The following is a 10,894-nucleotide window of genomic DNA, read 5'->3' as shown; positions in this document are numbered from 1 at the left end:
CCCTCCACCTATTTCTTTTTACTTATATATTTAATAATTGTTATAATGCTTTATTAATTAACACTCCTTCCGCCAAAATTCCATGGCAATTTATATTCCGTCTTAAGTTTACTATTGTTATATTCAACATAAAATACTAAAAACCCTCCTATTTATTAAATATATCTTTACATTTATTCTAATTATTTACAAATTCAAAAAAACGCTAATTTGTATATAATATATACTACTTAGCGTTTTTTATATAATACTAATTTTTATTTACTTATAAAGAATAATCCCCCTGCTTTAGGACCTGAATGTATTCCAACTGCACAACCTACTGTTGCATCAATATGTTTAATATTATTATCAGTTAAATACTCCTTTAGTGCCTTTGAAAGCTCTGGATTTGCATTTTGAAGTAATATTACTGGTTCATTTGGATCTGGATTTCCTGCTTCATAATCTGAGATTATTTTCTTTAAAGCTTTCTTTCCACCTCTAACTTTATCTTTTACAGACATTATACCATCTTTAACTTCTAAAATAATTCTTAAACCTAGAGCAGTTCCTATAGCTGCTGCTGTTTTTGAAATTCTTCCACCTTTAACAAGGTTCTCTAAAGATTCAAAAGCAAGAGAACTTTTAACTTTAGGTACAGTATCTAAAATTTCTTTTTCTATTTCTTCAATTGATAGCCCCTGATCTCTTAATCTACATGCTTTCAATACTAGTAATCCTTCGCCAGAAGTTATTGTTTGAGTATCAATAACAACTATGTCATCTGATTCTATCATATTTTTAGCTAAACATGCTGATTGATAAGTTCCACTCATATTTGAAGACATTATAATAGCAATAACTTTATATCCTTCTTCAAGATTTCTACTGAAGCATTCTTCAAATCTACTTGGAATTATTTGTGCTGTTGTAGGAAGAATATTTTCTCTTTCTATTCTTTCTTGCATATCTTTTAAATTTATTTCTTCTATATCTATATAACTTTCTTCACCAAAATTAATTAATACTGGTAAAACTTCTATATTATTTTCCATTATTATTTCTTGTGGAATATCTAGACAACTATCTGTAACAATTTTTATTTTTTGCATATAGCTCTCCCCCTAATATCTATTTCATTCCTGGAAAACCAATTTGTCTTAATGCCTCATAAGCTATAATTGCAGCTGTATTAGATATATTTAAACTTCTAGTACTACTTTTAATCATAGGTACTCTTATTCCATTATGTACATTATGTACATCCTCTGGAACACCTGATGATTCTCTACCAAACATTATAAAGTCTCCTTCTTTGAATGATGCTTCATCATAATGTACACCACCATGTGTTGTAGCTAAAAATATTCTTTCGTTTCCATACTTCTTAATGAAATCTTCGTAACTCTCGTGTATCTCTAAGTCCAAATCTTTCCAATAATCAAGACCTGCTCTTTTGACCTGTTTATCATCTATAGTGAAACTCATTGGCTTTATTAAATGTAGTCTTGAGTTTGTTAAAACACATGTCCTTGCAATATTACCTGTATTTTGAGGAATTTCAGGTTGATATAATACTATGTTTAAATTCAAGTTTTTCACCCTCCAACTAAAAAAGCAAGATGGCCTCACCTTACTTATTAAAATTTTGTCTACTGAAAATGATACTATATACTAATATATTAGTCAAAGAAAATACAAATAATTTACTAATTATTTTTAATTTTTATATTATATATTTTATACTTTTTTCTCCAAAGTTACTGCTAAGAGTTTCTTTGAAAAATCCTTTTATTTCCTTAAGTTCTTCATCTTTATATATGTATTTACCATATCCAAATTGACCAAATTTAAATTTTCTTTCTTCTTCACTCATAGGTAATGTGCTACTTGGATATATTGACAATATATTTTTCTTAGCTCTTTCAGTAAATCTATGGGATATTACCTCAAATTCTATATATTCTTTATCAAACATATTTTTAACTTTATTTATAAGTTCTAAGTACTCCTCTTTCCATCCTTTGTATATAAAAACTGGAGCTATTATAAAACCTAGCTTATATCCTGCTTCCTTTATTTTCTTAGCCGCCTCTAGCCTTTCATCAATTAAATTAGTTCCATGTTCATATTTCTTTATAATTTCATTTGTATTAATACTAAACCTTATTGTTGTATGTCCATTATGTTTAATCCCTAAAAGTTCATGTACTTCATTAAATTTACTTACAAATCTAAATCTGGTGTTATCGTTACTTCCAAAAGCTTCTATAGCTTTTTTAAGTGCATGTGTATAATTTTCTACTGGGATAGGATCTGATGTTGCTGAACCTTCAAATATAGTTATTTCTGGCAATCTTTCCTCTGCATAGTTAAAAGCTTTATTTAAAATTTCATCTATGTCTACATATATTTTTGTATACGGTCTCTTACCTAATTGAGTATTTAAATAACAATATTCACACATCCCCATGCACCCACTAACTAAAGGTAACTGATAATGTGCGGATGGTTTACAAGTTTGAAATTTACTATCTCCTCTTACTCCAACAACTAATGTTCTTTTACCACTAAAAAATTTTTCTGTATCACTTTCTTTAGTATCTCCTGTAACTCTTCCTGTTTTATTTATTTGTATCTCAATCTTTTCTTTTTTGAATCTATTTAATAGTTCAATTCCTAATGTGTAATTTAAAGCTTTCTCATCAAAAACTACTTTTTCTGGTATAAACATAAAATCACCTCAATGTTATTATGCTTATAGCTTAAACTTTGAATACTATAATTTATTTTTTTAAAACAAATTTTTTTATAGCTTTAGCTACACCGTGTCTTTTATTTGTATCTGTTATATAATCTGCTGCCTTTTTAACTGCTTCTATTGCATTTCCCATTGCTATTCCTAATCCTGCATACTGTATCATAGACAAATCATTTTCATTATCTCCAATACACATTATTTCATCTTTATTAAATCCATAATACTTAGCCAATTCTTTTACTGCATTTCCTTTAGATACACCTCTATGATTGATTTCTATACTGTGTGCTCCTGCTCCAAAATAAACTACTTCATCTATACTATCTAATTCTTTTTTAAAGTTTTTTATCTTATCTTTATTTAAAGAAAAGGCAATACATTTTGTTATCTTATCACTATTATTATTAAATATTTCCTCCCATTCATCTATATTTTTAGCAATATAATAATTAATTTTTAAACTTTCATAACCTATTTGTTTAGTCATAAATAATTTAGTCCCAAATTCAACAAAATTACTACTACAGTAAATACTGTCTATAGTATAAAAATGAAAGTGCATTTTGTTTTTATATAGTAATTTTGCAAGTTCTTTACATTCTTCTTTTGGGATTGTATTTTGATATATTATATGATCATCATGCTTTTCTCTTATAATTGCTCCATTAGCTGCTATTACTGGAGATTCCACACCTAGAATATTTGAAAAATATGCTGCATTATTATATATTCTCCCTGTGGTTACAACAATTTTAGCCCCTTCATCATAAGCTTCTTTTATAATTCTCTTGTTTTCCTCAGATATTTCTCTTCCTTTACCTAATAAAGTTCCATCCATATCTATACAAATCATTTTATATCTCATAAAACTCTCCTTTGTAACCTTAAGTAATATTTTATTATATGATTTTACTTACCCTAATGTTGAAGAAAGAGTATGTTTACAGGATAAATTTGTATATTTTATCTAATATTAAAATAGAGGATTAGTACAAACTAACTCCTCTACTTTAATATTTATTATGTTACATAATTTTATTTACTATTACTGTTTTTTAGTTCCTCTTTCAATTACAGTGTTAGTTGTTCTATATACATCTGTAGATATCCATTCTCTAGAAACTTCTACTCCATTTTCATATGTTATTTGGTAAGAACTTGCCTTATAGCCTGGCATACCATTAATTTTTACTTTTTGCTCTCCTTCTTTTAAAGCTGGATTATCAATATATTCAACTTCTGGATTATATTTTTCGTGTACTTCATTTACTAGTTGATATGTCTTTCCACTTAAAGCCTCTTTATTTCCGTAAATATTAAATCCTACAGTTCCTCCACCAATATATCCTTCTATATATACTGGAAAATCATATGAATTAACAAATTTATAATCTACTACTCCATAAGCTACTGTAGCATCTAAACCTGGATCTGAATATGAAACTGTTAATGTGTGGTTAGCTCTTTCTGTTGATTTTAAATTAGCATTCATCGCTGCTCTATATAAAGTTGTTGAAACTTGGCATATCCCTCCACCATAATCAGGAACTATCTCATTACCGACATAAGTATTCGCCTTTTCATATCCTTTCTCTGGTGTTGTATCTCCAACTATATTATTATAGCTAAATTCTTCACCTGGCATTAAAACTGTTCCATTAACAGCTTTCAACGCAATACTCATATTAGTGACTCTTCCATCGCCAGTACTAGTATATCCAGTTGTAAATCCACTTATCTTTCCTGTTATTTTTTCTAAATCTGATGCTTTGACTTTTGCTAATGAATCTTCTAATTCAAAGTTTAATTCTACTAAATCCTTCGGATTACCATTTATATTTTCTACAAGCTTATTATGAAGATTTTCTTCATTTATTTTTTTACCAACAACCTCTTTAGTTATTGCTATATTCCCATTATTTATTGAAATAGTTGCATCTACTGGTATAACATTAACTTCGGTTTTTACTTTTTCTTCGAATTCTTTTAACTTGTCTTCATTATAAGCTATTTGTGCATCTATTTTATGTCCTGCACCATCTTCTATTAAATTATCTTGTTCAAAGATACTACCCATTTTCCCAAAATTAATAGCTTCGTTAATTATAGAATCAATATCATATACTGGTTCTATTTCGGAATACTTTAAATCTACTTCTTTATCCCCAACTCTTATTTTTAATATTTTATCCATAATTGGAGCCGATAATTCTTGTTTTAATTTTAAGCTTGCTTCTTCTTTAGTTAAACCACCAATATCCACCCCATTAACAACAATATTAGGGTATATTTTACTTTGCCATTGTTTTACATTGCTATTGACAGAAAATATGTAAATGAAACTTATTGTTATAATAGTAGATATTATTGCTAATGAAATATAAATATTTTTTTTATTTTTTACTATCCATTCCTTGCCTTTAGCATTTTCAGTGTTATTTTCCACTCCCTTAAACCCTCGCATCCTTAATTTAATTATTACAAATATTAATATATAAACAATATAAATTTAATACTAATTAATAGTTTATACCTTTTTATTAATAATATGTATTTATTATTATATAATATTTCCACTCTTATTTTAATACGTTTTCTCGAAAATTTTAATTAATAAATATTAACTTTTTGTTGCTATTTATTAATAATAAAAAACCCAGAATAATCTGGGTTTTTATTATTGGATTTTAAACTGTTACTTTTGTTCTATCTTGGGATGTATCTCCATCAAAATCAAAAGCTTCTATGCTAATAGTTATTGGTCCTTTTGGTATAAATGGTAAGTTTCTTGTACTTACTTCAAAGTTAGTATCGGTTTTATCTACTGTTCCTATCCAATACCCATTAGCAAATAAATTATATCCTAATAAGTCTACATCAGTATTCTTTTTCCAATATATCTTTATATTATCTCCAATCTTTTCTACTCTTAAATTTCTTACATTTTTAGGTTGAGTTAAAAGATCTATATTATCAGGACCCCAATTTGCATCTACAGGATTTTTTACTCCATTTACTTTTTGATCTTCACTATATTGCCATATTCTCCACTTAGTCCATCCTCCAACATCTGGTGGATAAACTGGATTACTAGGAACTTTAGTATACATAGCAATCCATAATGGCATATTTTTTAAAGGTTGTGCTCCACCCGGAACAGTAAAGTTATTATATAAGTCTATAAAAAATAAACCTGTATATAGCATTAATCTTCTTCTAGTCTTTCTTTCAAATCTTTTTCTAAATCTATCAATCCAATCTACCAAAGCTTTTGTACTGATAGTTTTATCTATAGGCACTTCTACATCTAATACTGGAAATAAATCTCCATAGTTTTTCTTTCCAAATCCCTCTTGTAATATTCCTATAAAGTCATCACATTGTGAGTCTGCAGTTACTAAATCATAAGATGGTACTCCAAAATGATATGCTCCAACTGGGATTCCATATTCTCTTGAAGATTTTGCAAACTCCAAGAATTTTTTATCTACTCTAAATCTCCCTGAGCCTGAACCTGATGATCTTAAATATAAAAAATCTATTGTTCTAGCCAAAGTAGCAAAGTCTGCTCCTTGAGTGTACTCATTTATGTCTATGCCAAAAAGGCTATTAGGATTTTTATTTTGCATTTTTCCTCCAAATAAAAAAATAATACTCTTTATTAGAGTATTATTTTTCTATATTAAAAGTTACATTTATTAAAATATTTATTTAATACATTTAAGCTTAACAAAGAAACTAACATCATTTCCCACACATTCTGCCCAAATTAAACCATCATGTAGTTCTACTATATTTTTAGATATTGCTAATCCTAAGCCAGTTCCTTTATTATTAGAATTTCTAGATTCATCTACTCTGTAAAATCTATCAAATAATCTTTCTACCTTTTCTTTAGGAATATTTTCCCCTTTATTTTTAATTACAATATTTACATAATCATTATTTTCATATACAGATACTATAACTTCTCCTGGTTTAAAAGAATATTTAATAGCATTAGAAAATAGATTTTCAAATACTCTTACCATCTTACTTGCATCAATTTCTACTATACTATTATCATCCACAAATCTCTTTTTCACTTCTAAATTGCTCTCTTCAAAGACAGGAATATATTCTTCTATAAGTTGTGATAAGAATTCTATTATATTTACTTTGCTTTTATTAAGTTGTATACCACTATTATTAAGCTTTGTATACTCAAATAAATCTTCTATAAGATCTTTTAGTTGTGTTGATTTGTTAAAAGCAATATCTAAGTATTCTCTCATAACTTCTTCACTCTCGTATTTTCCATCCTTAACTAACCCAATATACCCCATTACTGAAGTTAATGGTGTTCTTAAGTCATGTGATACGTTTGTTATAAGTTCAGATTTTGTCTTTTCTGATTTTCTTTCATTTTCTATTCTTGTTTCAATTTCATTAGCCATAATATTTATATCTGTAGCTAAATTCTTTATTTCATCCTTCCCTCTCTCTTCAATTCTATAAGAAAGATCTCCTAATGAAATTATTTTAACACCTTTAGCTATTTCATCTATATATTTCATCTTTCTATTAGTAACTATTATAAAAATAGATATAAATACTAATACAGATAAAACAAGTGCTAAAAATGAATTTTCAACTATATAATTATCATAAGTAATATATGGTTTTGGTACTTTAGAGTATATAAGATATGCTCTATCTTCTCCTATCTTAACTGGATATATTAAAGTTTTCTCTTCTCCATTTTCTAAGTTGTTATTACTTTTATCCATAATAGAATATATATCTAATTTATCTTGAGTTTCACCATTTATTTTATAAATAACTTTACCATCTAAATCAGTTAAGTAGATTTTTGCCTTAGTATCCTTGTAATGATTTAGTATTTCTTCTATTAGCTTGTTATCACTTAAACCTTTTATCGGATAGGTTTCCTGATTGCTTAATATATTTATAATATTATTTGCATTAGATTGTATTGATCCATAATCATATTCTAACCTTGTATTAGTATGTTCTCTTGCTAATAAGTTATTAGCAAATCCATAAAACATAAAGGCTGATAAGAAACATATACCGAATACAACAACTAATTCAAATCTTATACTTTTTTCAACTTTCTTTAATATCCAATCTAAGTATTTTCTAAGTAACCGTCCTAATTTTGAATCATGTATCTTATAAAATAGTCTTATTATTAAATTTTCAATTCTTTTAAAGAATCCTAATTTTTCTTTGTTTTTTTTACCTATCAATTTTATAACCTACCCCCCATACAGTTTTTATATATCTAGGCTTTCTTGGATCCTCCTCTATTTTTTCTCTTACCTTTCTTATATGAACCATTACTGTATTATCTGATTTCATAAATTCTTGTTTCCAAACGCTATTATATATATTTTCAATACTAAAGACTTTTCCTCTATTAGTTCCAAGTAAAACTAAAATATCAAATTCAGTTGGAGTAAGTTTTATTTCAACTCCATCTCTAAAAACTTCATGGGTATCTAAATTTATACTTATTTCATCTATTTCTAAAATATTTGATTGTTGCTCTATTATATTTTCTTCTACTACCGTTACTTTATTAAATCTTTTATATCTTCTAAGTTGTGACTTAACTCTCGCTACTAATTCTAAAGGATTAAAAGGCTTTGTTAGATAATCATCTGCTCCTGTATTTAGACCTAGTATTTTATCCAAGTCTTCTGATTTTGCAGATAACATTATTATTGGCATTTCTCTTTCTTCTCTTATCTTTAAACAAGCTTCTATTCCATTTAATTTTGGCATCATTATATCTAAAATTATTAAATCTATATTATTAAACTTAAGCATTTCTAAAGCTTCTTCTCCATTTTCAGCTTTTACAGTATCATACCCTTCGCCTTTTAAATATATCTCTACTAAATCTCTTATCTCTTTTTCATCATCAACTATTAAAATTCTTTCTCTGCTCATTAATCTAACCTCCAATTCTATATAGATTAATTTTAACATATATACTATTAATTATTTAATTTTATTGTACTTACTAATTCTTAATTAAATCTGTATCTAATTCTTAAAAAAACCTTAACAAAAAAAGTAGGATAAATTTTAATTATTCATCCTACTTTCATTTAATATAAATTATCTATTTTCTTTAATTGAATTTTCAATTATCATATCTATAAATTGAGTGAAGTTAAATCCTTTTGCTGCTGCACTTTTAGGGAATAAACTTGTTTTTGTCATTCCTGGAAGTGTGTTTACTTCTAAAATATAAGGAACACCTTCTTCTGTTATTATCATATCAATTCTTGAATAAACTGAGCATTTTAATGCTTTATATGTGTCTAAAGCCATTTGTTCTACTTCATTATGAAGCTTTTCTTCTAGTTCTATTATTATTTCATCTGCTCCATCTCCAGAATACTTTTGAGTATAATCAAAAAAGTCTGTTTTAGGTCTTATTGCTATAATTGGGAACATTTCATTTTTAAATACAGGACAAGTAATTTCTTCCCCCTTAATGAATTCTTCTATCATAACTTCATTATCCCATTTTAAGCCTTCTCTTACAGCCTCTTCTACATCTTCTTTTTTAGTAATTTTAAAGGTTGCAACACTTGAACCACCGTTTGTTGGTTTTATAAAAACAGGATACTTCATTTCTTCTATTTTATCATAATCTATTTCATCTACATTTGATACATTTAACCATCTTGCAGTTCTTATATTATTAGCTTGTAAAATTCTCTTTGTAAGATCCTTATCCATACATAAAGCACTACTTAATGGTCCACATCCTGAATATGGAATACCTAGAGTTTGAAGAACTGATTGAACTGTTCCATCTTCTCCAAATTTTCCATGTAGAGCTAATAAAGCAAAATCTATTCCTTTAACCTTCTCTATAATATCTTCTTTTTTATCAATTATTATTGGAAGTACTTCATATTTATTTTTATCTATATTTTCAACAATTGAGTTTCCACTATTTAAGGATACTTCTCTTTCTGAAGATATTCCTCCCATTATTACTCCGATTTTCATGTTAAATTCCTCCATCTTATGAAACTTATTCTTAAAATAAAGCCTTGCTTATACAAGTCTTTATAATTATATCACTATATATTATATAGTAAAAGTTAGTATCCGTAACAAACAGCATATTTTTTCTATAATTTTATTAATGCTATTTTATTCACATGAAATTGTTATTTTACATATATAAATATGATATTATAAATAATAATCTAAATTTTTTATTAACATAAGGAGGAAAAATGAAAAATAAAAATAAAGCCATTATATTAATGCTCATATCCGCACTTGGTTTCGCACTTATGAGTTCTTTTGTAAAACTTGCAGGGGATTTACCCTCTATAGAAAAAAGCTTTTTTAGAAATTTTATAAGTCTTATAGTTGCTACTTATATAATCTTTAAAAGTAAAGCTTCTTTTGTAGGTAAAGCTGAAAATAGAAAAGCTCTAATTCTTAGATCTCTTTTTGGTACTTTAGGAATAATTGCTAACTTTTATGCCATTGATCATTTAATTTTAGCTGATGCTAATATGCTAAATAAATTATCACCATTCTTTGTTATAATTTTCTCTTTTATTTTTCTTAAAGAAAAAATTAGTAATAAACAAATCCTATCATTGATGGTTGCTTTTATTGGTAGTTTATTTATTATAAAACCTACCTTTAGTGTTGAAATACTTCCTGCATTAATAGGTGTTTCATCTGCTATATTTGCTGGTGCTGCTTATACCTTTGTAAGATATTTAGGAGGTAAAGAAAAGGGAGCTACTATAGTTTTTATATTTTCTGCTTTTTCTTGTATAACAACATTACCTCTTGTAATATTAAACTTTAAACCACCTACTATAACTCAATTACTATATCTTTTATTTGCTGGTGTTTGTGCATCTTCTTCTCAATTTGCATTAACAGAAGCTTATAAAAATGCTCCTGCAAAAGAAATATCAATTTATGATTATTCACAAATTATATTCTCTGCAATTATTGGATTTATAGTATTTAATCAAATACCTGATTATTTAAGTATTATAGGTTATCTATTTATAATAGGAGCTTCAATATATATGTTTTTTTATAATAAACGTAAAGAAATTTATAGTAATACTAAATAAAAAAAGATTGTTG

Annotated in this window: 10 protein-coding genes; 1 reads left to right on the top strand and 9 read right to left on the bottom strand. The window is 26.8% G+C overall.

Annotation, left to right across the window (positions count from 1 at the left end):
• Positions 1-257 precede the first annotated feature (257 nt).
• The 9 genes from BTM21_RS01640 to BTM21_RS01600 form a co-directional block, all read right to left on the bottom strand.
• A complete protein-coding gene (locus tag BTM21_RS01640; RefSeq protein ID WP_021876463.1) occupies positions 258-1,094 on the bottom strand; it encodes a DegV family protein in 837 nt (278 codons plus the stop codon).
• 19 nt (positions 1,095-1,113) lie between these two features.
• The gene (locus tag BTM21_RS01635) at positions 1,114-1,575 is read right to left on the bottom strand and encodes a tRNA (cytidine(34)-2'-O)-methyltransferase (protein ID WP_079481595.1); all 462 of its coding nucleotides are present in this window, start codon (positions 1,573-1,575) and stop codon (positions 1,114-1,116) included.
• 133 nt (positions 1,576-1,708) lie between these two features.
• Entirely contained in the window at positions 1,709-2,716 is a 1,008-nt protein-coding gene (gene splB, locus BTM21_RS01630; RefSeq protein WP_021876465.1) for a spore photoproduct lyase, read from the bottom strand.
• A gap of 52 nt (positions 2,717-2,768) precedes the next feature.
• The gene (locus BTM21_RS01625) at positions 2,769-3,608 is read right to left on the bottom strand and encodes a Cof-type HAD-IIB family hydrolase (protein ID WP_021876466.1); all 840 of its coding nucleotides are present in this window, start codon (positions 3,606-3,608) and stop codon (positions 2,769-2,771) included.
• A 180-nt stretch (positions 3,609-3,788) separates the two neighbouring features.
• Positions 3,789-5,189 (bottom strand): VanW family protein, encoded by a 1,401-nt coding sequence (locus BTM21_RS01620; RefSeq protein ID WP_021876467.1) that lies wholly within the window; start codon positions 5,187-5,189, stop codon positions 3,789-3,791.
• Between the two features lie 241 nt (positions 5,190-5,430).
• Complete coding sequence (locus BTM21_RS01615) at positions 5,431-6,372, bottom strand: glycoside hydrolase family 25 protein (protein ID WP_021876468.1); 942 nt, start codon at positions 6,370-6,372, stop codon at positions 5,431-5,433.
• Between the two features lie 78 nt (positions 6,373-6,450).
• On the bottom strand, positions 6,451-7,995 hold the full coding sequence (locus BTM21_RS01610) for a sensor histidine kinase (protein ID WP_079481597.1): 1,545 nt from the start codon (positions 7,993-7,995) through the stop codon (positions 6,451-6,453).
• Positions 7,985-8,701: a response regulator transcription factor gene (locus BTM21_RS01605; protein WP_079481598.1), complete on the bottom strand. Its 717-nt coding sequence runs from the start codon at positions 8,699-8,701 to the stop codon at positions 7,985-7,987. The genes BTM21_RS01610 and BTM21_RS01605 overlap by 11 nt, the downstream gene beginning before the upstream one ends.
• A 171-nt stretch (positions 8,702-8,872) precedes the next feature.
• Positions 8,873-9,778, bottom strand: coding sequence for a D-alanine--D-alanine ligase (locus BTM21_RS01600; protein ID WP_079481599.1), 906 nt, complete (start codon positions 9,776-9,778; stop codon positions 8,873-8,875).
• Positions 9,779-10,011: 233 nt separating this feature from the next.
• On the opposite strand from BTM21_RS01600, the gene BTM21_RS01595 reads away from it, so the two are divergent.
• On the top strand, positions 10,012-10,881 hold the full coding sequence (locus tag BTM21_RS01595) for a DMT family transporter (RefSeq protein ID WP_079481600.1): 870 nt from the start codon (positions 10,012-10,014) through the stop codon (positions 10,879-10,881).
• The last annotated feature ends 13 nt before the right edge of the window (positions 10,882-10,894 follow it).

It is taken from the genome of Clostridium chauvoei (genome assembly GCF_002327185.1).
Taxonomy (GTDB): domain Bacteria; phylum Bacillota; class Clostridia; order Clostridiales; family Clostridiaceae; genus Clostridium; species Clostridium chauvoei.
Note: the sequence above shows the minus strand (reverse complement) of the source record. Positions and strands in the feature narration are given on the sequence as shown.